This window comes from Methylomonas koyamae (assembly GCF_001644025.1).
In the GTDB taxonomy this organism is placed as follows: Bacteria; Pseudomonadota; Gammaproteobacteria; order Methylococcales; family Methylomonadaceae; genus Methylomonas; species Methylomonas koyamae_A.
The window spans coordinates 18435-41231 of the sequence record NZ_LUUK01000166.1 but is presented as its reverse complement, the minus strand read 5'-3'; the positions used below and the strand labels follow the sequence as shown (position 1 = coordinate 41231).

The following is a 22797-nucleotide window of genomic DNA, read 5'->3' as shown; positions in this document are numbered from 1 at the left end:
CGGCCAAGGCAACCGACCTTGCAACTCCGGGAAGGGTTGGCGCCCCGCCTCCGGTTCCTTGACGGAGCGAATCTGCTCCGGAGGTTTTCCAGGCTGTTTGAGTGGGCTTGGTGCCGGAGGTTCCGGCGCCGGCGGGGCGACTCTCTCGGCATTATCATCAGTTTTTTGCAACGATGCCACCAAGGCCTGTAATTTTTTCTCGTCGCCGATTAAACGATCCAATAAATGCCGCTTTTCGGCGTGTTCTTTTTCCAGGCTCGCCAATAATTGCTCGCGCTGGACTTTCAGCGTCCGCATGGTCTCGGCCTCCTCCTGTTTCTTCTCGAGCGAGACTCGCAGCAGTTGGGATTCGGTGTCGTTTCGCGCTTCTAACTGCCCGAGAATCCGGCTATCCTCCTCGATCGCGTGCAGTTTCTGTAAGCGCGCCTTGCCGATATAATCCGAATACACCCGCATCCGCCCAGACAGAGCCGGGTCACGCTGGTTCAGCACGACTTGTAAGCCTTTACTGTCTCCGCCCATCGCGTAGACCGCACGGATCAATCCCGCCAATCCTTTTTCCTGATTACGCAGATCTCTTTGAGTGTCGGCGAGTTTGGTTCGTATCTCTTGCAGCGATTGTTCATGCGCCTTGATCTCCACGCGAATGGTGCGTAACGCGTTGGCAGCCTCGCCATATTGCCGTTCCAGTGTTTGCAGTTGATCTAGCAATCGACTTTTTTCCGCTTCCAGCTCGCGTACGTCGCCGCCGACGTGTTGAATCTTGTCATGAATCTCGGCCAAATCTCGGCTATCGGTATTCTCGGCACAAACCGGAATTGCCAGGCTCAATCCTGCCAGAAGAATCGACAAACGCAGGCAAACACGCATGGTTCAGGCCATAACCCGAAAAAGATAGGACGCTCGCATCAAAACGGGCACGCTCGGCATATGTTCCCGAATATTAGGCGCCATCCTTGCCCCTTGCCGTCCTACCGGAAGCCAAAATCCCCGCGGTTTTACACTTCACCATTCATGGACCATTTATCTATAAGGGAAAATCGCGCCGCCATTTACCGGATTTGCACGAAGACTATATTTTGGCAGCCATGAGCCAAGGTATTGAATTCGAAGGCTCACTCTGTTAGATTTGCACGCCTTTGACTGCTGCGGTTTCTGGCGATAGGCCAAAGGCTTGTGCTTCGGCATTATACAGCACAGAGATGGTGTCATCGCTTGAAAGCACCTGACTCGCCGCCCAATTCTTAGCTCATTTCGGGATCAATGGAAGAAATAGACCACAGCAATTCCTACGACGACCAGGACATCAGTCGCGCCGCCTGCTGCTTGAAAGCGATGTCTCACCCGTTACGCCTCAAAATTCTTTGCGTGTTGGGCAGCAACTCAATTAGCGTCCAGGATATTGTGGAGCAGGTCGGCACTAGCCAGAGCAACATTTCCCAGCATTTGGCCATTTTGCGGGACAAAGGCATCCTTGATTACAAAAAGGAAGCAAACCGCGTTTACTATTTTATCGACGACGAACGCGTAATACACCTGATCCAAATGATGCGCAGCGTGTTTTGCAGCACTTGAATTTTAGTTTCCGAAACCTCAACAGAATTTAACGATGGACCAATATATCGAATTTGCCACCAACCACTATTTGCTTGCCTTTTCGCTGGTCTGCGTCATTTTTTTGCTGATCCAGGATTTGATTTCCAACTCGTTCAATAAATTCGAAAGCATCTCCCCGCTGATTGCGGTGACCAAGATGGACAATACCAACAGCGTGGTGGTGGATGTCCGGGAGTTGAACGAATTCGGCAAAAGCCATATCGAGAACGCCATTAACATCCCATTAGGCAAACTGGAGGAGAAGCTGGCCTCGCTGGAAAAACACAAACAACACCCGGTAATCGTCACCTGCCAAACCGGCGCGCGTTCGGCGGCGGCATGCAAGACGCTGACCAAGGCGGGTTTCGAACAAGTATTTAACATGACCGGCGGAATGCAATCCTGGGAAGACTATAAACTGCCGGTCAAAATCAGCAAAACTCAATCCTAACCCACAACACCGAAGGGAAACTCATGGCCGAAATCAACGCCCAGACCGACAAGCAGTTCGTCATTCAAAAGATTTATACCAAGGACATTTCTTTTGAAACCCCCAACGCGCCGAAAATCTTTACCCAAAAATGGGAACCCACGCTGGACTTGAACCTGGGCACCCATGTCAACGCGATAGACACCTCGGTTTACGAAGTGTCGCTGACCTTGACGGTTACCGTCAAAGTGGGCGAGGCCACCGCATTTTTAGTTGAAGTCAATCAGTCGGGCATTTTCATGATCGCCGGATTCACCGATCAGGAAATGGGGCCGATGCTAGGCAGCTTCTGTCCCAACATTTTGTTCCCTTACGCTCGAGAAGTCATTTCCGACTTGGTCAGCAAGGGCGGCTTCCCACAATTGATTCTGGCTCCAGTCAATTTCGACGCGCTGTATATGCAGCAATTACAACAAGCTCAAGCTCAGCAAGCTCCTGAAGATAAAACCTTAAACTAAGCCGTTTTAATGCCGCCCGCGATCAGCATATTCGGTGCCGGTTCATGGGGAACGGCTCTGGCGATTCAAGCCGCCAGAAACGGCAGCGCCACCATGCTGTGGGCTCACAATCCACGGCATGTGGCCGACCTAAATACCGATCGGCAAAACCGGCGCTATCTGCCGGACAAACCGTTTCCGGCGAACCTGGCCGTCACCAGTAATCTGAAACAGGCGGTTGAATTCGGCGACATTTTGCTGATATCGGTTCCCAGTCACGCGTTCCGGGACACTTTGACCGCAATCAAGCCGATGCTAGACGAGTCGCCGAAAATTGCCTGGGCGACTAAAGGCTTTGACGGCGCGGAAGGTGCGTTACTCAGCGATGTTGCCGCCGACGTTCTGGGACATGGCGCGGCGACGGCGGTACTATCGGGCCCAACCTTCGCTCGGGAAGTCGCCGACGACCTACCCACCGCGCTCACCGTTGCTTCGATTTCCGAACCTTTCGCGGCGGAACTGGCCGGAATTCTCCACAATCAACGCTTTAGAGTTTATACCAGTACCGACATCGTCGGCGTGCAAGTCGGCGGCGCGTGTAAAAATGTCCTGGCGATAGCGGCCGGCATTGCCGACGGCTTGGGATTTGGAGCGAATACGCGCTCCGCGTTGATTACCCGCGGCCTTAGCGAAATTATCCGCCTCGGCATTCGCTTGGGCGGCCAGCCGGATACCTTCATGGGTTTGGCCGGTCTGGGCGATTTAATTCTAACTTGCACCGACGACCAGTCGCGCAATCGCCGCTTCGGATTGGCCTTGGGACAGGGTAAGAGCCAAAGTCAGGCGCTGGCCGACATTAATCAGGCCGTGGAAGGTATCTCCGCCGCGCGCCTGACCCAAACTCTCGCACAAAAACATCTCGTCGAAATGCCCATCACCGAGCAGGTTTACAACGTATTGTTCAATCAGCTCGCTCCGCTACAAGCCGTTCAAAATCTGCTGGGTCGTAATCCGAAGTCGGAATATTGACCTGTCGCACCGACTTCCCGGTCACCCAATACGCAATTCATTTTAAAAACAGGGGTATTACGCCCCACGGATTGTGCGTTGCCTAACAAATTCCCGTTAAGGTTTTGATAAAAATCGAGTTTCACTCGTTTCCCTGGATTTCGGGGTTTTTCCCAGCCAATCCTGTCTAAGTCATTGTAGAAAAAGAAAGAATTTAATCTAAATGCCTCTTGACTAACCCACCGTTGAAAACTATAGTGGTACAAAAGTGCTATAAAGTGGTTTAAAAGGGAATTTTTTGGAAATTTGAGGCGTATCTTGTTTCGAGGCATTAGTTCAATCAGTTTGGATGCGAAAGGGCGCGTTGCGATTCCTACCCGGTACCGGGAGGAGTTACAAGAGTGCTGTGACCGCCAAATGGTTGTGACTGTCGCCGTCGACGACAAATGCATAGGCGAGCCGGGCTGCCTGTGGCTGTACCCGCTTCCCGAGTGGGAAAAACTCGAACAAACCATCAGCAAGCTGCCGACACTTAATAAGATGGCCGGCAAATTGCGCCGATTTGTGATTGGCAACGCTTCCGAATGTGAAATGGATACTCAGGGCCGCTTGTTGCTGCCGGAAAAGCTCAGAGAGTTTGCCGGCATGGAGAAACATATTGTTTTGGTCGGTCAACTGAACAAGTTCGAGATCTGGAACGACGAAGCCTGGAAGGCCAAGGAACAGGAGTGGATGGACGGCAACGACACCGAGGGCCTTGAAGAACTCGGCTCCTTGTCGTTCTGACCGGGATGTCCGGCCACCAGACTGTTTTATACGAAGAAGCCCTGCGGGAACTCCGGATAAAACCTAACGGCGTCTACCTGGACTGCACCTTCGGGAGAGGCGGCCACAGCCGCGGTATCTTGACCCGGCTTGGCGAATCCGGCCGACTATTGGCCACGGACCGCGATTACGATGCGATTGTTAGCGCGACCGCCGACGAACTGAAAGCGGATCCGCGCTTCAGCCTTCATCACGCTTGCTTCTCGGAGCTGGCTACCGTGGCGGAGCAATCGGGCTGTCACGGCAAATTGGACGGCATCTTGATGGATTTGGGCGTTTCTTCGCCGCAACTGGATAAGGCCGAACGCGGTTTCAGTTTTCTCCGCGACGGCCCGTTGGACATGCGCATGGACTCGCAACGCGGCCCGACGGCCGCCGAATATCTGGCCAAGGTAGAAGAATCGGAACTGGCAAGAATTTTTTTCGAATACGGCGAAGAACGCTATTCGCGCAGAATAGCCAAGGCCATTGTCACCCAGCGGCAATCGCACCCGCTGACGACGACAGCGCAATTGGCCAAACTAATAGAAGACAACGTGCCGTTCCGAGACAAACACAAACACCCGGCCACACGCTGTTTCCAGGCCATCAGGATAGAAATCAATCAGGAATTGGAACAGTTACGCACCGCCCTGCGGCTGGCGTTGGAGGCGTTGGCGCCTGAGGGGCGATTAGTCGTGATTTCGTTTCATTCGCTGGAAGACCGCATTGTGAAGAACTTTATCCGCGACGAGGCCGGCGCGAAGCACGACCCAGGCAAATTACCGGTCCGGGAGCGCGATATTGAGCAAGGCCGACTGCGCAAAATCGGCAAGGCGATCCGCGCCCAGTACGACGAATTGCAAGCCAACGCCCGCGCGCGTAGTGCGGTAATGCGCGTGGCGGAGAAACGCTGATGGCTATCGCTCGAAATATTTTCCTGACGGCGTTAGTGGCGATGTTGCTGATCTCGGCGATTGCAGTGATCTACAGCAAGTACGAATCGCGACTGTTATTCATGGAAATTCAGAAAAAGGAAAAGGAACTTGACGATTACGAAGTGGAATGGGGTCGCTTGCAACTGGAATTGACCACCTTGACCGAGGAAAACCGAGTGGAGATCGCGGCCCGGCAAAGGCTGATGTTGACGTTGCCAGCGCAGGACAAAATCATCTACATAAAACCGTAAATGCGTATTACCACGGGGGCGGTCGGGTTGCCGCAAAGTTCAGATTTTGTGATTCGACGCCGCATGTTGTTGACGTTGATGCTGGTGGCGATGTCGGCCTTGATCGGTCGTGCCGTGTATTTGCAGGTGCTAGACAAGGAGTTCCTGCAAGACAAGGGCGACATGCAGCACATCGACATCGTACCGGTGCCGGCCTATCGCGGCCAAATTCAGGATCGAAACGGCGAACCGCTGGCGATCAGCACGCCGGTGCAATCGATCTGGGTCAATCCGCGACAATTGAAAGACGCCGAACAGGACAAGCTGACGCCGATGGCGAAAATCCTCGGCTATCCGGAAAAGGAATTACGGGCGCAGTTAAAAAAAGAGAAAGACGCCAACAAACGCTTTTTGTATCTCCGCCGGCAGATCAATCCGGATGTGGCTGAAAAAGTCAAGGAACTCGATATTACCGGCGTGTATTTCGAGCGCGAGTTCAAGCGCTATTATCCGGCCGGCGCGGTTTCGGGGCATTTGTTGGGATTCACCAACATTGACGATGTCGGCCAGGAAGGCATGGAGCACGGCTACGAACATATCTTGCGCGGCCAGCCCGGCAAAAAGCGGGTGATTAAGGACGGCAAGGGCCAAATTATCAAGGATGTCGAAAATATCGAAGAAGCGGTACCCGGCCGGGATTTGGTCCTGACCATAGACGAGCGCATCCAGTATCTGGCATATCGGGAATTGCAAAACGCCATGCTTCAAAACAAGGCGCATTCAGCCTCGCTGGTCGTGTTGGACGCCAAAAACGGCGACGTGCTGGCCACGGTCAGCCAACCGGCGTTCAACCCGAACAACCGTAAGGAACTGAGCAGCAACCGTTATCGCAACCGGGCGATGGTAGACAGTTTCGAGCCCGGCTCGACGGTCAAGCCTTTCGTCGTCGCGGCGGCTTTGGACGGCGGCTATATCAGCCCGAACGTGATGATAGAAACCCACGGTGCCTATCACCTGGGCCGCAACGTCGTCAAGGACGTGCATAACTACGGCACATTGGATTTGACGCATGTATTGCAAAAATCCAGCAATATCGCGGTCACCCAGATCGCGATGACGATGCCGCCGGAATATTTTTGGGGAATTTACAGCAAACTCGGCTTCGGCACCTCGGCCGGCGTCGGTTTTCCGGGCGAAGCCAGCGGCACGCTATTGGATTATCAGAATTGGCATGAATTCGACCAGGCGACGCTGTCGTTCGGTTACGGCGTTTCGACCTCGGTATTGCAATTGGCCCGCGCCTATACCGCGCTAGCCGACGACGGCGTGCTGCATTCGGTCACCTTGTTGAAGCGCGACGAGGACCCGGACGCCCAACGCGTATTCAAACCGGAAACCGCCCGCCGAGTTCGGGACATGCTGGAACACGTGATCAGCAAGGAAGGCACCGCCTACCAAGCTCGCGTCGAAGGTTACCGCGTTGCCGGCAAGACCGGCACCGTCAAAAAAGCGATGGCCGGCGGCTATACCGAAGACAAATACCTGTCGGTGTTCGTCGGCATGGCGCCGGCCAGCAACCCGCGCTTCATCATCGCGATCGTCGTCGACGAGCCGACCAGCGGCCAGTATTACGGCGGTTTGGTCGCCGCCCCGGCGTTTTCGCGGGTGATGGCCGGCGCATTGCGGGTTTACGGAGTCGAACCGGACGGCGTCGACACCATGCATTTACTGTTGAGCAAACGATGAAATTGACCGAGCTACTTTCAGGCTACGCCACCGCCACCGACGATATCGACATCGCCGGTCTGGCCTTGGACAGCCGGCAAGTTCGCCCCGGCGACGCTTTCATCGCGCTGAACGGCTCGAACCAACACGGACTGACTCATGCCGGCCAAGCGCTGATTAACGGTGCTATTGCCATCGTTTACGACCCGGCCGGCCGGCCGGAACAAGCGGCCGTTACGGCCGGCATCACCGCCGTCGCGGTCGCCGGATTGAGCGAGAGCCTGGGCGACATCGCCGCACGGTTTTACCAAAAGCCGTCCGACCGCTTGACGGTCATCGGCGTGACCGGCACCAACGGCAAGACCACTTGCAGCCAACTGATCGCCCAAGCGCTCGATGCTTGCGGTGTGATCGGCACGTTGGGCTGGGGCGAGGTCGATAATTTGCAGCCGACCGCCAACACCACGCCGGACGCATTGGCGGTGCAACAAATGTTGGCCGAACTGCTGCGGCGAAACAAACGCGCGGTGGCAATGGAAGTCTCATCGCACGGACTGGAACAGGGCCGAGTCAACGGCGTGACATTCGCCGGCGCGGTGTTTACCAATTTAAGCCGCGACCACTTGGATTACCACGGCACGATGGCCGACTACCTGCAAGCCAAGTTGAAGTTGTTCGGATGGCCGACGCTGCAATTCGCGGTAGTCAACCTCGACGACGCCTGCAGCGCCGAAGTTTTGGCGAGCATCGCGCCGAGCGCTACGCACTGGACTTACAGCAAATCCGGCAAAACCCTGGCGGACGCACATGGCGTGGTCGCGGAAAACATCGAGTACCACGCCGACGGCATCGCATTCGACGCGGTGTACCAAAAGCAACGCCTACGCGCGGTAACCGACATCGCCGGCGATTTTAACTTGGAAAACCTGTTGGCGGTGTTGTGCGTATTGCTGGCGACCGGCCATGAGTTTGCAAGCGCGGTCGCCAAACTGGCCGATTTACGCGCGATTGCCGGCCGCATGGAACGCTTCGGCGGCCAGGATAAGCCGACGGTATTCGTAGATTACGCGCACAGCCCCGACGCCTTGGAAAAAGTCTTGCGCGCGGTCAAGGGCGCTCGCCGACTGAAAGTCGTGTTCGGCTGCGGCGGCGATCGCGACAAGGGTAAACGGCCGCAAATGGGGCGTATCGCCGAAACCTGGGCGGATCAGGTCATCGTTACCGACGACAACCCGCGCCACGAAGCTTCGGCCGACATTATCAAAGATATTTTAAGCGGCTGCGAAAGCCAAAAAATTACCGTAATCAACGACAGAGCCACCGCCATCGTCACCACCATACAACAAGCCGAAGCCGACGACTGCATCGTCGTGGCCGGCAAAGGCCACGAAGACTACCAGGACATCGCCGGCGTCAAATGGCCGTTCAGCGACCAGGCCGTGGTTCGCCAAGCGCTGGCCGAATGGAGGGCGCCGTGAACCTAAACCTGATAGACATCGCGGCGGCCGTGGCCGGCAGCTTGACCGGACCGGATCGAACGATAAGCGGCGTCGGCATCGACACCCGTACCTTACAGCCCGGCGATTTATATATCGCGATCAAGGGTCGCCAGTTCGACGGTCACGATTTCACCGCCAATGCGGAAGCGGCCGGCGCGGCGGCGTTGCTGGTCGAGCGCCCGGTCGAATCGAGCCTGCCGCAAATCGTCGTCGCCGACAGCCATTTGGCGTTGGCCGAGTTGGCCGGCCACTGGCGCCGGCAATTACCGGTGCGGGTAGCCGGCGTCACCGGCAGCAACGGCAAAACCACGGTCAAGGAAATGCTCGCCGCCATCTTCGCCACCCAAGGCGAAACACTGGCCACTCAGGGCAATTTGAACAACGACATCGGCGTGCCGCTGACCTTGTTGAAATTACGTGAATCCCACCGGTACGCCGTCATCGAAATGGGCGCCAACCACCCCGGCGAAATTGCCTACACCAGCCGGCGTGTCCAGGCCGACGTCAGCGTCATCACCAACGTCGGCCCCGCCCATATCGAAGGTTTCGGCGATACCGACGGCGTGGCCAGAACCAAGGGTGAAATCGTCCAGAATCTAGGCGCGGCGGGCATCGCGGTTTTAAATCGCGACGACGCCTACTACGACTACTGGCTGAGCTTGGCCGGCCAGCGCAAGACCGTGTCGTTCGGCTTGACGCCAGCCGCCGATATTCGCGCCGAACGGATCGAAACCGCGTTGGACCCGGCAGGCTTCGACACCCATTTCGACCTGATCGCCGGCGCCGAGCGCCTGACCATCCACCTAAAGCTGGCCGGCGCCCATAACGTCAAAAACGCGCTGGCCGCTTCCGCCGTGGCCCTGCAATTCGGCATTCCGCTTGCCGACATTCGGCGCGGCCTGGAACAACTGCGGCCCGTGACCGGCCGCATGCAGGCCTTGCAAGGAAAGCTGGGCAATATCGTCATCGACGACACTTACAACGCCAATCCAGCCTCGTTGAAAGCCGCACTAGACGCGGTACCTGTCCGGCAGCGGCCGCTATGGCTGGCGCTGGGCGCTTTCGGCGAACTGGGGCCGGAAAGCCCGCGACTCCACCGCGAGATGGGCGAATTAATCAAAGCCGCGGGCGTGACGCGCCTGTTCGCGACCGGCGAACTGACTCGCCATACCGTCGCCGCGTTCGGCGCCGGCGGCGATTATTTCGACACACAAAAACAATTAATCGACGCGCTGACGACCGCGCTGGCCGGATCCGAAACCGTACTGGTGAAAGGTTCGCGGGCCCAGAAGATGGAAAACGTCGCGGCGGCGCTCATCCACCCCTTTAGAGCAGCCTAATGTTACTTTTACTCGCAGACTACCTCAGTAGCTTGGACAGCGGTTTCCGGGTACTACACTACCTGACCTTCCGCGCGATTTTGGGCGTGTTGACCGCGTTGGCAATGTCGTTTTTGATCGGTCCGGCGATGATCGAGAGACTAACTCGCCGTAAAATCGGCCAAAGCGTGCGCGACGACGGCCCGCAAAGCCATTTATCTAAATCCGGCACGCCGACGATGGGCGGCACGATGATCTTGTTTTCGGTGGCGATCAGCACCTTGCTGTGCGCCGACCTAAACAACCGTTATGTCTGGGTAGTATTGGTGGTGACCTTGGCGCACGGCGTGATCGGCTTCATCGACGATTATAAAAAAGTGCTGCTCGGCAACAGCGACGGCTTGTCCGCCAGGGCCAAGTATTTCTGGCAATCGGTGGTCGCGCTGGCGGCCGGCATTTATTTGTACAACACCGCGCAAGTCCCCGCCGAAACCCAATTCATCGTACCGTTTTTCAAACACGTCACGCTGGACATGGGGTGGAGTTACGTGGTGCTGACTTATTTCGTCATTGTCGGCTCCAGCAATGCCGTCAATTTAACCGACGGCCTGGACGGCCTGGCCATCATGCCGACCGTGATGATCGCCGCCGCGCTGGCGATCTTCGCCTATTTGTCCGGCCACGCCAATTTCGCTCAATATCTGCAAATCCCGCACATTCCCCGCTCCGGCGAATTGGTGGTGTTTTGCGCGGCGCTGATCGGCTCGGGCCTGGGATTTTTGTGGTTTAACGCCTATCCGGCCATGGTCTTCATGGGCGACGTCGGCGCGCTGGCCCTAGGTGCAGCGTTGGGCATCGTGGCGGTCTTGGTGCGTCAGGAAATCGTGCTAGTCATCATGGGCGGCATCTTCGTCGTCGAAACCGTGTCGGTCATCATCCAGGTTGCGTCCTATAAAACCCGCAAGAAACGGGTATTCCTGATGGCACCCATTCATCACCATTACGAACTGAAAGGCTGGCCGGAACCCCGCATCATCGTCCGCTTTTGGATCGTATCGGTCATCCTGGTGCTGATCGGCCTGGCCACCCTGAAACTGAGATAAGCATGGACATCGACGCGTTACTGGCCAAACTGGAACACCACTTCGCGCTGACCGCGGCGAACAGCAAGCTGTTGATCGTCGGACTGGGCGCGACGGGCCTGTCGGTTGCCCAATTCCTGCAAAAAACCCCGTTGAAATTCGCGGTCGTCGACAGCCGGAAAAATCCGCCGCTGATCGATGTCTTGCGCGAACAAATGCCTGACGTGCCGGTGTTCACCGGCGGTTTCGATCAATCGGCCCTGGCCGTCGCCACCCATCTGGTCATCAGTCCCGGCGTGTCGCTGGCCGAAACAGCGATTCGCCAAGCCATGCAGGCCGGCGTCAACGTCATCAGCGACATCGACTTGTTTGCTTGCGCGACCGACAAGCCGATCGTCGCGATTACCGGCTCGAACGGTAAAAGCACCGTCACCACCATGCTGGGCGACATGGGCAACGCGGCCGAGGTTAAAACCGCGATCGGCGGCAATCTGGGCACGCCGGCGCTGGATTTATTGCAGCAAGACGCCGATCTATACGTGCTGGAATTGTCCAGCTTTCAGTTGGAACGGACCACCGCGCTGAACGCGGCGGCCGCGACGGTGTTGAACGTGACGCCGGATCATCTGGATCGCCACGCCGGCATGGCCGACTACGCCGCCGAAAAACAACGGGTATTCAGGGGCGACGGCGCGATGGTGTTGAATCTCGACGATCCGCTGGTGATGGCGATGCGCGAAGCCGACCGCCCCTGCCTGACCTTCTCGATCCGCGACACCGCCGACTTCTATCTGCGTCGCGGCGAAACCGATTATTTGATGCAGGGCGAGCAAGCCCTGATGGCCGCCAATCGCTTGCGCCTGGAGGGCAGCCACAACCTCGCCAACGCGTTGGCGGCGCTGGCGCTGGGCCAAGCGGTCGGTTTGAGCATGACGGCGATGTGCGACGCATTACGCAAGTTCAAGGGGCTGCCGCACCGAATGCAGAAAATCGCCGAAAAAGCCGGCGCGCACTGGGTCAACGATTCCAAGGCCACCAACGTCGGCGCCTGTATCGCCGCGTTGCAAGGCTACGAACGCAAAGTGATTCTAATTGCCGGCGGCGACGCCAAGGGCGCCGACATGAGCGAACTGGCACCGGCCGTTGCCGAAAAGGCCAAGGCGGTCGTCGCGATGGGCAAGGATGCCGATCTGATCGCCGCCGCGTTGCAAGAGCGCGTGCCGGTCCATTTCGCCGGCAATATGAAGGAGGCGGTCCGGATCGCCGCCGGTCTGGCCTGCGAAGGCGACACGGTCTTGCTGTCGCCGGCTTGCGCCAGTCTGGATCAATACCGTAGCTACGTGGATCGCGGCAACAAGTTCGCCGAAGCGGTGATGGAACTGCCGTCATGCTGAAACCGACCCCGAAGCCCCGCGCGCAAAATCGGCTCCACGTCGATCCGGTGTTAATGCTGGCTTGCTTCAGCCTGCTCGGCGTGGGTTTCATCATGGTCGTGTCCGCCTCGTTGCATTTGGGCGTCAAGATGGCGGAAGACATCTCGCATTTTCCGTTTAAGCAATTGGTGCACATCGCGCTGGGCCTGGGTTTTGCCGCCGCTGTATTGAATGTGCCGATGAAAAGTTGGGAAAAAATGGGCCAGCCGCTGTTCATCGCCGGACTGGTATTGCTGTTGGTGGTGCTGGTGCCGGGCGTCGGCGTCCGCGTCAACGGTAGTATTCGCTGGCTATCGATACTCGGCCTGCGTATCCAGGTTTCCGAAGTGGTCAAATTCATTTCGGTCATTTACATGGCCGGCTATATCACTCGGCACGGCGATCATGTCCGACGCTCGATTTTCGGCCTGCTTCGACCGTTGATGCTGTTCTCGGTAGCCTGCATGCTGTTGCTGCTGGAACCGGATTTCGGTTCGGCGGTGGTCATTTTGATCATCGCCATGGGCATGATGTTTCTGGGCGGCGCGCGTTTGTCGCCTTTCGTCGTACTGGTGGCTTCGGTTTCTATGGCCGCCGCGATGCTGGCCTACACCTCGCCGTATCGCTGGAAGCGGGTGATCAGCTTTCTGGACCCGTGGGAACACGCCAGGGACAGCGGCTATCAGCTGACCCAGGCGCTGATTTCCTTCGGCCGCGGCGAGTTTGCCGGGGTTGGCCTCGGGAACGGTCTGCAAAAACTGTTTTATCTGCCCGAAGCCCACACCGACTTCTTGTTTTCGGTATTGGGCGAGGAACTCGGCTTGTTGGGCGTCATCCTGGTGGTCGGCTTGTTCACGGCGTTGTTGATCCGTGCCTTCGCGATCGGCGAGCAAGCCCAACTCGCCGGCCTGCAGTTCTCCGGCCTGGTGGCTTACGGTCTGGGCATTTGGTTCGGCTTTCAAGCCTTCGTCAACATGGGCGTCAACATGGGCATCCTGCCGACCAAGGGTTTGACCTTACCGCTGATGAGTTACGGCGGCGGTAGCATGATCGTCATGTGCGGGGCGGTGGCGGTGTTGTTTCGGATTCATTACGAGGTGACCGAACACAACAAGAATAACGTGAAAGGGCGGCCGGCATGAGCGGGCGCATTTTAATCATGGCCGGCGGCACCGGCGGCCACGTCTTCCCAGCATTGGCCGTCGCCCAAGAGTTGCGCGAACGCGGCTGGCGGGTCAGTTGGCTGGGCACCGAAAAAGGCCTGGAAGCCAAGGTGGTGCCTACTCACGGTTTCGAAATCGACTGGCTGGCCGTGGCCGGCCTACGCGGCAAGGGCTTGCTCGCTAAGCTGGCCGGCGCCTTGCGTTTACTAAAAGCTTGCAGGCAAGCGCGAACCATCTTGCGGCAACGCCATCCCGACCTGGTTTTAGGTATGGGCGGGTTTGTCGCCGGTCCGGGCGGTTTGATGGCGAAATGGTTGGGCATCCCGCTGATAATCCACGAACAAAATCGGGTGCCCGGCACGACCAACCGCTGGCTAGCCCGTTTGGCGGCCCGCGAGGTATTGGAAGCATTTCCGAATAGCTTCGAAAGTGACGTCGGCGCCATCTGTACCGGCAATCCGCTCAGACAGGCTTTCGCCGAAATCGCCGATAAATCCGAATGGACGCCGAGCGCCGGCAGAAATGTCCGGATTCTGGTGTTGGGCGGCAGTCAGGGCGCGAAAGTCTTGAACGAGACGCTGCCGGACGCCCTGGCCGGCCTGGACAAACTGGACGTCAAACACCAAACCGGCGGCGCCATGCAAGCCGAGGTTGCGGCGCGTTACCGCGAGTTGGCAATGAACGCCGAAGCGCTAGCCTTTATCGACGACATGGCCGGCGCCTACCAATGGGCGGATCTGATCGTTTGCCGGGCCGGCGCGATGACGGTCAGCGAAGCAGCCGCATGCGGGCTGCCGGCGATTTTCGTGCCGTTGCCGCACGCGATCGACGACCATCAGAACGCCAACGCCCGCTATTTAACCGAGACCGGCGCCGCGCTGCTGCTGCCGCAATCCGAATTGAACGCGCAAAATCTGCGCAAGGCTATCCAACAAGCGATGACCGCATTACCTGAAATGAGCCGCGCCGCCAAGGCCCTCGCCCGCCCCGACGCCACCCGAACCGTCGCCGACCTGTGCGCAGAGTTGCTTAGCCTAGAGGCCGCGCCATGAACCGTCCCAGCATTCCCGCCGCCAATCAGGCGCTCGGCGACATCGACAAAATCCATTTCGTCGGCATCGGCGGCACCGGCATGAGCGGTATCGCCGAAGTGTTGAGTAACCTGGGTTACAGCGTGTCCGGCTCCGACATCAAGGCATCGCCGGTGACCGATCGCCTGGCAAGCCTGGGCGTCAAAGTTTATTTCGGCCATCGGGCCGAAAACGTCGCCGATGTCGATGTCGTGGTCACGTCGACCGCCGTAGACCGTAAAAACCCGGAAATCGTCACGGCTTACGAAAATCGGGTTCCGGTGATTCCGCGCGCGGAAATGCTGGCCGAACTGATGCGCTTCCGCTTCGGTATCGCCGTCGCCGGCACCCACGGCAAGACCACGACCACCAGTTTGACGACGATGATGCTTGCCGAGGGCGGCCTGGATCCAACTTTCGTGATCGGCGGGCGCTTGAACAGCGCAGGCGCCAACGCCAAGCTCGGTTTGGGCAAATATCTGGTCGCCGAAGCCGACGAAAGCGATGCCTCGTTTTTGTTCCTGCAACCGATGATGGCGATCGTCACCAACATCGACCAGGACCACATGGAAACTTACGGCGGCAGCTACGGCAAACTGAAGGAAACCTTCCTGAAGTTCTTGCACCAACTGCCGTTCTACGGGTTGGCGGTGATGTGCATCGACGACCCCGGCGTTTGCGACGTGCTACCTAACGTGTCCAAACCGGTGAAAACTTACGGCGTCAGCAGCTACGCCGACGTGCGAGCGGTCGACATCCAGCAAGATGGCCTACGCACCCACTTCACGGTACTGCGCTGGGGCAATTTGCCAGCATTGCAAGTCACGCTGAATTTGCCCGGCTGGCACAACATGCTGAACGCGCTGGCGGCGACCACGATCGCCACCGCGCTGGGCGTGGCCGACGAGGCCATCGTCAAAAGTCTGGCCGAATTCAAGGGCGTAGGTCGGCGGTTTCAAATCAACGGCGACATCGAATTTGCCGGCGGCAAGCTGACGCTGGTCGACGACTACGGTCATCACCCGCGCGAATTGGCCGCGACCTTGGAAGCCTTGCGCCAAGCCTGGCCGACACGCCGCAAAGTGGTGGTATTTCAACCGCACCGCTATACCCGCACCCGCGATCTGTTCGAGGATTTTGTCGAAGTCTTGTCCGGCGTCGACGTGCTGATCTTGCTGGATGTCTATTCCGCCGGGGAAGCGCCGATCACGGGCGCCGACGGCAAGGCTCTGAGCCGTTCGATCCGAACCCGCGGTCAGGTCGATCCGGTGTTCGTGCAAAACCGCGAGGACTTGCCGACGATATTGGCCGGTATCGTTGCCAAGGATGATGTGATTTTGACGATGGGCGCCGGCAACGTCGGCCAGATCGCCGCCGATCTGCCGCAAAAACTGGCCGAGGCGCTGGCCTCCCAGAGGCTGGCAACATGATGGCTACCGCGACCTGGAAAGGCACTTTGCTGACCGACGAGCCGCTGGCCAAGTACACCAGTTGGCGGGTCGGCGGCCCTGCCGAGCGCCTGTATGTACCAGAAAACAAAGCCGACCTGATCGCGTTCATCGCCGAGTTGCCGGTCGAAGAACCCTTGTATTGGTTGGGGCTGGGCAGCAATCTTTTGGTGCGCGACGGCGGTGTCAAAGGCACGGTGGTCCACACCCGGAATCGATTGAAAGACCTGTATTTGCTCGATTCCGAACGCGTCTACGTCGAAGCCGGCGTGCCCTGTGCCCACGTCGCCCGGTTTTGCAGCGATCTGGGGCTGGTCGGCGCCGAGTTTTTGGCCGGGATTCCCGGCACGATGGGCGGTGCGTTGCGGATGAACGCCGGTGCCTTCGGCGGCGAAACCTGGCGTATCGTCGATAAAGTGGAAACGATCAACCGCGCCGGCGCCGTCGCGTTGCGCAATCACGGCGAATTCGAAGTGGCCTACCGCTCGGTGCAAGGCCTGAGAGACGAATGGTTTTTATCGGCCCAATTGCTGTTGCGTAAGGGCGATAGCGAAGCCAGTCAGCAACACATCAAGAGTTTGCTGGAAAAACGCAACGCCAGCCAGCCGACCAACAAGCCCACCTGCGGCTCGGTGTTCAAAAACCCGCCCGGCGATTACGCGGCGCGACTGATCGAAGCCTGCGGCCTGAAAGGCTACGCGGTCGGCGGCGCGGTGGTCTCGGAGAAGCACGCCAATTTTATCGAAAACAGCGGCAAAGCCAGTTCGGCGGACATAGAAACGCTGATCGAACTGATCCAAAACAGGGTACAGGCGCAATTCGGCGTTGCGCTGGAAACCGAAGTTTGCCGGATAGGTGAGAAACAATGAAACCCTTGCAAATCAAAAACCCGAGCGAATTCGGCAAGGTCGCGGTGCTGCTGGGCGGCACCGCCGCCGAGCGGGAAGTGTCGCTGAACAGCGGTAATGCGGTTTACCAGGCGTTGAAAGCCGGCGGCGTCGACGCCGTGGCGATCGATGTCACCGCCAGCCCGATCGACGCGTTGGCCGGCCAGCGCTTCGACCGAGTTTTTAACGTGATCCACGGCCGCGGGGGCGAGGACGGCGTGTTGCAAGCGGTGCTGGAAGCATTGGGATTGCCGTATACCGGTTCCGGCGTGCTGGCCTCGGCGTTGGCGATGGACAAACTGCGCACTAAATTGTGCTGGCAAGGCGCCGGTCTACCCACGCCGCGCTGGTTTTTGCTGACCGGCGATCAGGACCTCGACACCTGCATCAATGCGCTGGGTTTTCCGGTCATCGTCAAGCCGGCCCAAGAAGGCTCCAGCATCGGCATGAGCAAGGCCCACAACCGTGAAGAACTGGCTGCCGCGCTGAAACTGGCCAGCCAATACCGTTGCGATGTGTACGCCGAACAATGGATACAAGGCCAGGAATACACGATAGGCATGCTCAACGGCGAGGCGCTGCCGGCGATCCGTCTGGAAACGCCGCACACTTTTTACGATTTCGACGCCAAATACCGTGCTAACACCACTCAATATCACTGCCCTTGCGGCTTGGACAATGAACGGGAAAAAGACTTGCAAGCCCTGGCATTGAAAGCCTGTCAGACCGTCGGCGTCAGCGGCTGGGGCCGGGTCGATGCCTTCATCGACGACAGCGGCCGGCTGCAATTGATCGAAGTCAATACCGTGCCGGGCATGACCGACCACAGCTTGGTACCGATGGCGGCCAAGGCGGTGGGCATCGATTTCCAAGAACTGGTCTGGCGAATTTTGGAAACCAGTATGGTGGCGAGCGGTGATCAGGCTTAGGACTTTATTGCTCGCGGCCTTGCTGTGCGGCGGCGGTTGGTGGGGCTGGCAAAAAGTCAGTACCGGCATGCTGCGCAACCAGCCGATCCGCTACGTGAAGATCGAGGGCGCCTTTCAATATACCGATAAGGAGCGCCTGAAACAGGTGTTGGCGCCGCAAATGAAGCTGGGTTATTACCATGCCGATATGCAGGCGGTTCATCAGGCCATTAAGGATTTGCCGCTGGTGGACAAGGTGGACGTCAAGCGGGTTTGGCCGGACGCGGTGCATATCAAAATCGTCGAGCACAAGCCGGTGGTTCGCTGGGGAAGCAATGCCTTGCTAAACAAGCAGGGCGATGTGCTGACCCCGGACAATATCGAACCGTTTCGGCATCTGCCGTTGATTACCGGTCCGTCCGGTCAAGAGAAGAAACTGCTGGAAATCATGAAGGGCGTTTATATCGTCTTGAAGGATAAATCGTTGCAGCTGGCGGAGTTTCACGTCAACGAGCGGCGCGCCTGGCGGCTCAAGTTGGCCAGCGGCTTGGAAATGCAGTTGGGCCGCAAGGCGCCGCTGGAAAACATGCAACGCTTTTTAAAAACGATGGATTTGTTGGGCGCCGAGCAAGTGGCCATGATGGCCAGCGTCGATACCCGCTATCCGAACGGATACGCGGTGACCTGGAAACCGGAAGTGGCTGCCATCGATTGGAAAGCCATTGTGGAAAAGAATAAGAACTTGATTTAAACGCTTACAGAGCAAACGAAAATGGCCAAAAAGACAGATCGAAATATTTTAGTGGGGCTGGACATCGGCACGTCCAAGGTCGCGGCCATCGTCGGCGAGTACCGGGGCGGCGATGAAATCGAAATCATCGGCATCGGCACGGCACCGTCCAAGGGCCTTAAAAAAGGCATCGTCGTCAATCTGGAATCGACCGTGCACTCGATCCAACGCGCGGTCGAGGAAGCCGAGCTGATGGCCGGCTGCCAAATCAAATCGGTGTTCGCCGGGATTGCCGGCAGCCATATCAAAAGCCTGAATTCGCACGGCATCGTCGCGATCAAGGAAAAGGAAGTTACCCAGCACGACATCGACCGGGTGATCGATTCGGCGCGGGCGGTGGCGATTCCGGCCGATCAGAAAATCCTGCACATCCTGCCGCAGGAATTCGTGATCGATCAGCAGGAAGGCATCAAGGAGCCGATCGGCATGTCCGGCATCCGTTTGGAAGCCAAAGTACACATGGTGACCAGCAGCGTCAGCGCCGAACAAAACATCGTCAAATGCATCCGCAAATGCGGTTTGGACGTCGACGACATCGTGCTGGAACAACTGGCCTCGTGCTCGGCGGTGTTGACCGACGACGAAAAGGATTTGGGCGTGTGTTTGATCGACATCGGCGGCGGCACCACCGACCTGGCGATTTTTTCGGAAGGCGCGATCAAGCACACCGCGGTGATCCCGATCGCCGGCGACCAGGTCACCAACGACATTGCGGTCGCACTACGTACGCCGACCAAGAACGCCGAGGACATCAAGCGCCAGTTTGCCTGCGCGCTGACCCAACTGGCCGATCCGCAACAAACGATAGACGTGCCCAGCATCGGCGACCGCGAGCCGCGCAAGATCTCGGCGCAAAATCTGGCCGAGATCGTCGAGCCGCGCTACGAGGAATTGATGCTGCTGGTGCAGGCCGAACTGCGCCGCAGCGGTTACGAAGATTTGATCGCCGCCGGCATGGTCATCACCGGCGGCAGTTCGCAAGTGAAGGGTTTGACGGAGTTGGCGGAGGAGATATTCCACATGCCGGTCCGCATGGGTGTTCCGCTGCACGTGTCGGGATTGACCGATGTGGCGGAAAACCCGATTTATTCGACCGCGGTAGGCTTGCTGCTATACGGCAAGGACCATCATGGCCGGGCGTTGGGGTTGAACGAAGAAGGTCTGGATTTGTTTTCGAAAATCAAAAGCTGGTTTCAAGGTAATTTTTAATTGTTTGTCTGGAGGGCGTAAAAATGAAATATGAATTATTGGACAGTAGCGGCACGGCGGTTATCAAAGTCATCGGCGTCGGCGGCGGCGGCGGCAACGCCGTCAATCACATGGTGGAAACCGGCATCGACGGCGTGCAATTCATTTGCGCGAATACCGATGCCCAAGCCCTGAGACAAATGAGCGTGGATACCATCGTGCAACTCGGCGTGGAACTGACCAAGGGTCTGGGCGCCGGCACCCGGCCGGAAGTAGGCCGCGCCGCCGCCGAGGAAACCCGCGAGCGTATTCGCGAAGTCATGGACGGCGCCGACATGGTGTTCTTGACCGCCGGCATGGGCGGCGGCACCGGCACCGGCGCGATCTCGGTCTTCGCCGAAGTCGCCAAGGAACTGGGCGTGTTGACCGTGGCGGTGGTCTCCAAACCCTTCGACTTCGAAGGCACCAAAAAGAAAGCGGTTGCCGAGTCCGGCTTGCGCGACCTGGAAAAACTGGTCGATTCGTTGATCATTATCCCTAACCAAAAACTGCTGCCGACACTGGGCAATAACCGTTCGCTGGTAGATTCGTTCCGGGTCGCCAACGACGTGCTGCTGGACGCGGTACAAGGCATCACCGAGCTGATCACCCATCCGGGTCTGATGAACGTGGACTTCGCCGACGTCCGCACCGTAATGTCCAATATGGGTAGCGCGATCATGGGTACCGGCGTCGCCAGCGGCGAAAACCGTGCCCGTCTGGCCGCCGAAAAAGCCATCGCCTGCCCGCTCTTGGAAGACATCAACCTGCAAGGCGCGCGCGGCATTCTGGTGAACGTCACGTCCAACGGCGACCTGGGCTTGAACGAGTTCGACGAAATCGGCAGCATCATGCATGCGTTCGCGTCCGACGATGCCGACATCAAAATCGGCATGGCGGTCAATCCGGCCATGGGTACCGAAGTTAAGGTCACCGTCGTCGCCACCGGGATGGGCGAAAAAGTCAAGGCGGCCGCGCCGATCAGTCTGGTCAAGAAAGTGGCGGCCGGCGAAGTCGACTACGGTCAATTGGAAAAACCGACCGTGATCCGCCAACAAAAACAGGAATCGGCCCGCGAATCGCGATTCGGCGCTCAACCGCGCAACGATGTCGATCTGGATTACTTGGACGTGCCGGCCTTTTTGAGACGCCAGGCCGACTAAGCAACGCCGGCTTTGCCATGAGGCGACCGGACCGGGGCCAGGGGAGAGCTATCGCATAAACTGTGGTAGACTCCCCGCTTTGTTTTACCTTTTTATCGGCACTTCATGATTAAACAGCGTACCTTAAAAAACACCATCCGGGCCACCGGCGTGGGTTTGCACACCGGCGACAAGGTCTATCTGACTCTGCATCCTTCCGATCCGGACACCGGCATCCGCTTCCGTCGGGTCGATCTGGACCAACCGGTGACAATTTCCGCCCGCCCGGAGAATGTCGGCGAAACCAAATTGTCGACGACGCTGGTACGCGACGGCGTTAAAGTATCCACGGTCGAGCACCTGCTGTCCGCCCTGGCCGGTCTGGGCATCGATAACGCGATCATCGACGTTAGCGCCGCCGAAGTACCGATCATGGACGGCAGCGCCGGTCCCTTCGTGTTTTTGTTGCAATCCGCCGGCGTGGTCGAACAAGACGTGCCCAAGCAATACATTCGCATCAAGCGGGCGATTCGAGTCGAGGAAGGCGATAAATGGGCGGCCTTTGAACCCTTCGAAGGCTTCAAGGTGACATTCACGATCGATTTCGAGCACCCGGCGTTTTCCGAACACTTGAAAACGGCGGTGATGGATTTTTCTTCGACCACCTTCGTCAAGGAAGTCAGCCGCGCCCGTACCTTCGGCTTCATGAAGGACATCGAATTTCTGCGCGAAAACAATCTGGCGCTGGGCGGCAGTCTGGATAACGCCATCGTCGTCGACGACGATAAAGTGTTGAACGAAGACGGTCTGCGCTATGCCGACGAATTCGTCAAACACAAAATCCTCGATGCGATCGGCGACCTGTATTTGCTCGGTCACAGCCTAATTGGCGAATACCAAGGCTTCAAGTCCGGTCATGCGTTAAATAATAAATTGTTGTTGAGCTTGCTCAACGACCGGGATGCTTGGGAAATGGTGACCTTCGACAGTGTCGAGGAAGCGCCGATTTCGTTCATGCACTCCGCTCAGCCATCCGCCCGCGCGGCCGGCTAAATCTCCGCCAATCGGCGGCGGTCAGCGCTCGCGCAACCGCCGCCGCAAGGTCGCTCCCAAGCGGTTTAACGCCGCCGCCAGCTCGTCCCCTTCCGCTCCGCTTTCCGCGGCAATCCGTTCCGCCGTTTCCGGCGTCGGCAAGTTAGCTCGCCGCACGCGCTCAACCGCCTCGGCTTGCAGTATCCTGAGTTGCACGTCGTTGACCGATTGCCGACCGGCTTGCAGACCCAGCGCCAGTATCGCGTCCCGAAAAAACCGAATTTGCGATGCCCAGGCCGCGCTATCCACGTACAGCAACAAGCGGTTACCGGACAGCACGGTATGAAGGACATGCCCCGCCAAGGCTTCCGGCAATACCGCCCTGACTTTAGCCAACAAAGCCTGCTGCTCGCCGAGCCGGGCAAGGCACATCGCCAACGGGCCGATGTCGTATTCGTGAATCGATTTAAACGCGGGTGCGGGTTTCTTCATGCCGGCGGATACCTCTTGGAATCATTGGCGGAGATAGTAACCGGCCCGGCGCGATCCGCCAAACCGGCGGACAGAATCGAGCTGTCCCAAGCTCGGCG

23 protein-coding genes are annotated in these 22797 nt (G+C 58.1%); 21 read left to right on the top strand and 2 right to left on the bottom strand.

Annotated elements, in window-relative coordinates; all coding sequences use genetic code 11:
• A partial coding sequence (locus A1355_RS12340) for a murein hydrolase activator EnvC family protein (protein ID WP_064028510.1) occupies positions 1-870 on the bottom strand: 870 nt, incomplete at its 3' end.
• A gap of 393 nt (positions 871-1263) precedes the next feature.
• Here A1355_RS12340 and A1355_RS12335 point away from each other — a divergent pair.
• From A1355_RS12335 to lpxC, 21 genes are all read left to right on the top strand, one after another.
• Positions 1264-1575, top strand: coding sequence for an ArsR/SmtB family transcription factor (locus A1355_RS12335; protein WP_064028508.1), 312 nt, complete (start codon positions 1264-1266; stop codon positions 1573-1575).
• 34 nt (positions 1576-1609) lie between these two features.
• Positions 1610-2047: a rhodanese-like domain-containing protein gene (locus A1355_RS12330; RefSeq protein WP_064028506.1), complete on the top strand. Its 438-nt coding sequence runs from the start codon at positions 1610-1612 to the stop codon at positions 2045-2047.
• A gap of 23 nt (positions 2048-2070) precedes the next feature.
• Positions 2071-2544, top strand: coding sequence for a protein-export chaperone SecB (secB, locus tag A1355_RS12325; RefSeq protein WP_064028504.1), 474 nt, complete (start codon positions 2071-2073; stop codon positions 2542-2544).
• Between the two features lie 9 nt (positions 2545-2553).
• Entirely contained in the window at positions 2554-3552 is a 999-nt protein-coding gene (locus A1355_RS12320) for an NAD(P)H-dependent glycerol-3-phosphate dehydrogenase (protein WP_064028502.1), read from the top strand.
• Between the two features lie 297 nt (positions 3553-3849).
• Entirely contained in the window at positions 3850-4317 is a 468-nt protein-coding gene (gene mraZ, locus A1355_RS12315; RefSeq protein WP_064028500.1) for a division/cell wall cluster transcriptional repressor MraZ, read from the top strand.
• A gap of 5 nt (positions 4318-4322) precedes the next feature.
• The gene (rsmH, locus tag A1355_RS12310; RefSeq protein ID WP_064028498.1) at positions 4323-5252 is read left to right on the top strand and encodes a 16S rRNA (cytosine(1402)-N(4))-methyltransferase RsmH; all 930 of its coding nucleotides are present in this window, start codon (positions 4323-4325) and stop codon (positions 5250-5252) included.
• Positions 5252-5524, top strand: coding sequence for a cell division protein FtsL (ftsL, locus tag A1355_RS12305; RefSeq protein WP_064028496.1), 273 nt, complete (start codon positions 5252-5254; stop codon positions 5522-5524). Before rsmH ends, ftsL begins: the two co-directional genes overlap by 1 nt.
• Positions 5525-7249 carry a peptidoglycan D,D-transpeptidase FtsI family protein gene (locus A1355_RS12300; RefSeq protein WP_064028494.1) on the top strand — a complete coding sequence of 575 codons (1725 nt, stop codon included), beginning with the start codon at positions 5525-5527 and terminating at the stop codon, positions 7247-7249.
• Positions 7246-8706 (top strand): UDP-N-acetylmuramoyl-L-alanyl-D-glutamate--2,6-diaminopimelate ligase, encoded by a 1461-nt coding sequence (locus A1355_RS12295; RefSeq protein ID WP_064028492.1) that lies wholly within the window; start codon positions 7246-7248, stop codon positions 8704-8706. Before A1355_RS12300 ends, A1355_RS12295 begins: the two co-directional genes overlap by 4 nt.
• Positions 8703-10067, top strand: coding sequence for a UDP-N-acetylmuramoyl-tripeptide--D-alanyl-D-alanine ligase (locus tag A1355_RS12290; protein WP_064028517.1), 1365 nt, complete (start codon positions 8703-8705; stop codon positions 10065-10067). Before A1355_RS12295 ends, A1355_RS12290 begins: the two co-directional genes overlap by 4 nt.
• Positions 10067-11149, top strand: coding sequence for a phospho-N-acetylmuramoyl-pentapeptide-transferase (gene mraY / locus A1355_RS12285; protein ID WP_064028490.1), 1083 nt, complete (start codon positions 10067-10069; stop codon positions 11147-11149). The genes A1355_RS12290 and mraY overlap by 1 nt, the downstream gene beginning before the upstream one ends.
• A gap of 2 nt (positions 11150-11151) precedes the next feature.
• Positions 11152-12522, top strand: a complete 1371-nt coding sequence (gene murD, locus A1355_RS12280) for a UDP-N-acetylmuramoyl-L-alanine--D-glutamate ligase (RefSeq protein WP_064028488.1) — start codon at positions 11152-11154, stop codon at positions 12520-12522.
• Complete coding sequence (gene ftsW / locus A1355_RS12275; protein ID WP_064028486.1) at positions 12516-13682, top strand: putative lipid II flippase FtsW; 1167 nt, start codon at positions 12516-12518, stop codon at positions 13680-13682. The genes murD and ftsW overlap by 7 nt, the downstream gene beginning before the upstream one ends.
• Complete coding sequence (gene murG / locus A1355_RS12270) at positions 13679-14755, top strand: undecaprenyldiphospho-muramoylpentapeptide beta-N-acetylglucosaminyltransferase (protein WP_064028484.1); 1077 nt, start codon at positions 13679-13681, stop codon at positions 14753-14755. The genes ftsW and murG overlap by 4 nt, the downstream gene beginning before the upstream one ends.
• A complete protein-coding gene (gene murC / locus A1355_RS12265) occupies positions 14752-16203 on the top strand; it encodes a UDP-N-acetylmuramate--L-alanine ligase (RefSeq protein ID WP_064028482.1) in 1452 nt (483 codons plus the stop codon). The genes murG and murC overlap by 4 nt, the downstream gene beginning before the upstream one ends.
• Positions 16200-17090 (top strand): UDP-N-acetylmuramate dehydrogenase, encoded by an 891-nt coding sequence (gene murB, locus A1355_RS12260; RefSeq protein WP_064028480.1) that lies wholly within the window; start codon positions 16200-16202, stop codon positions 17088-17090. The genes murC and murB overlap by 4 nt, the downstream gene beginning before the upstream one ends.
• Positions 17087-18037, top strand: coding sequence for a D-alanine--D-alanine ligase (locus tag A1355_RS12255; RefSeq protein ID WP_064028478.1), 951 nt, complete (start codon positions 17087-17089; stop codon positions 18035-18037). The genes murB and A1355_RS12255 overlap by 4 nt, the downstream gene beginning before the upstream one ends.
• Positions 18024-18767: a cell division protein FtsQ/DivIB gene (locus A1355_RS12250; protein ID WP_064028476.1), complete on the top strand. Its 744-nt coding sequence runs from the start codon at positions 18024-18026 to the stop codon at positions 18765-18767. Before A1355_RS12255 ends, A1355_RS12250 begins: the two co-directional genes overlap by 14 nt.
• Before the next feature lie 21 nt (positions 18768-18788).
• Positions 18789-20015 carry a cell division protein FtsA gene (gene ftsA, locus A1355_RS12245; protein WP_064028474.1) on the top strand — a complete coding sequence of 409 codons (1227 nt, stop codon included), beginning with the start codon at positions 18789-18791 and terminating at the stop codon, positions 20013-20015.
• Between the two features lie 23 nt (positions 20016-20038).
• Positions 20039-21196 (top strand): cell division protein FtsZ, encoded by a 1158-nt coding sequence (gene ftsZ / locus A1355_RS12240; protein WP_064028472.1) that lies wholly within the window; start codon positions 20039-20041, stop codon positions 21194-21196.
• 105 nt (positions 21197-21301) lie between these two features.
• Positions 21302-22228: a UDP-3-O-acyl-N-acetylglucosamine deacetylase gene (gene lpxC / locus A1355_RS12235; RefSeq protein ID WP_064028470.1), complete on the top strand. Its 927-nt coding sequence runs from the start codon at positions 21302-21304 to the stop codon at positions 22226-22228.
• A gap of 21 nt (positions 22229-22249) precedes the next feature.
• Here lpxC and A1355_RS12230 read toward each other — a convergent pair whose 3' ends face one another.
• Positions 22250-22699 carry a DciA family protein gene (locus A1355_RS12230; RefSeq protein WP_064028468.1) on the bottom strand — a complete coding sequence of 150 codons (450 nt, stop codon included), beginning with the start codon at positions 22697-22699 and terminating at the stop codon, positions 22250-22252.
• Between the last annotated feature and the right edge of the window lie 98 nt (positions 22700-22797).